The organism is Nostoc sp. MG11 (assembly GCF_014904695.1).
Classification (GTDB): domain Bacteria; phylum Cyanobacteriota; class Cyanobacteriia; order Cyanobacteriales; family Nostocaceae; genus Komarekiella.
Genome location: NZ_JACXXN010000218.1, coordinates 1 through 619 on the forward strand (window position 1 = coordinate 1; position 619 = coordinate 619).

At 40.9% G+C, this 619-nt stretch carries 2 protein-coding genes; both read left to right on the forward strand.

All coding sequences use genetic code 11. The features are described 5' to 3' along the window. The coding region (locus tag HCR01_RS39790; RefSeq protein ID WP_226890102.1) for a hypothetical protein at positions 1–248 on the forward strand (248 nt) is incomplete at its 5' end. Then, positions 154–619: transposase (locus tag HCR01_RS38175; RefSeq protein ID WP_226890101.1), on the forward strand; the 466-nt coding region annotated here is incomplete at its 3' end. The genes HCR01_RS39790 and HCR01_RS38175, both read left to right, overlap by 95 nt.

A 619-nucleotide genomic window follows, 5' to 3' on the forward strand; every position in this document is an offset into this window, starting at 1 on the left:
CAATACCTTCGCCAAAACAAGAGTATGAAGAGAGAGGGCGCTCTGTAGTAGAGTTGTTGTCTTCCCAAACGACAACTCAAAAACTACAATTCGCCCATGTTCGACATTTTATCACTCTTACAATGCCTGCTACCGCAGATAAACGCTACAACAATGCGGCAGTTGAACCAAATAATTTTGGCTATGTTAGCAATGAGCGGCCGGGTCACTATGTTAGGAATATCACGTTGGGCAGGGATTGGTGGTAGCTATCGGACAATGTTGAGGTTCTTTCATACAGTAATACCTTGGGCTAGGTTGTTTTGGCTGTTTTTCCGCAAGCATTTGTTTGGTGCAAATGAGGTCTATTTACTTGCAGGAGATGAAGTTGTAGTCAGTAAGGCAGGTAAAAAAACTTATGGGTTGGATAGATTTTTTTCTAGCCTAGTAAATAAACCGATATCAGGACTATCTTTTTTTGCATTATCGCTAGTAAGTGTTGAAGAAAGGCACTCATTTCCGATTTTGATAGAACAGGTGATCAAGAATGAGCTAGAAAAAAATAGCCCATCACCAACTCCAGAAGTACAACCCCAAGATAAACGTAAACGTGGACGACCAAAAGGGAGTAAGAACAAAA